Origin of the sequence: Paraburkholderia sp. J94 (assembly GCF_905220285.1) — a bacterium.
GTDB classification, from domain to species: Bacteria; Pseudomonadota; Gammaproteobacteria; order Burkholderiales; family Burkholderiaceae; genus Paraburkholderia; species Paraburkholderia tropica_A.
This window is the reverse complement of sequence record NZ_CAJMZH010000065.1, coordinates 1-384: the sequence shown is the minus strand read 5'-3', so window position 1 is coordinate 384 and position 384 is coordinate 1. Positions and strand designations below refer to the sequence as shown.

Genomic DNA, 384 nt, shown 5'->3' with positions numbered 1-384 from the left:
CTCGGCGGACAAGCAACTGGTCGACGCGCAGCACGCGCTCGACGCGTCGACGAAGGCGTATCAGCTCGCCGTGATCCGCTACAAGGCGGGCCTCTCCGAGCAGTTGCAGGTGCTCAACGCCGACCAGAACCGCCTCGCCGCCGAGCAGACCGTGACGAACCTGAAGTCGCAGCGCGCCGACGAGCAGATGGCGCTGATCAAGGCGCTGGGCGGCGGCTTCGACGCGCAGAACGCGGGGCTCGTGCCGCCGGCGCAGGTCGGCAGCGAAGCGAAGGGCACGAACAGCGGCCAGAGCGACGTGAACGGCAGCCCGTGGCGCGATGCGCCGTGGAGCGCGCCGGCATCGTCGGCTTCGGCCACGTCGGCCACGTCGGCGCACGCGGC

1 protein-coding gene is annotated in these 384 nt (G+C 71.6%); it reads left to right on the top strand.

The genetic code is table 11. The features are described from left to right. Positions 1 to 384: TolC family protein (locus U4Y88_RS37665; protein WP_321790151.1), on the top strand; the 384-nt coding region annotated here is incomplete at both ends.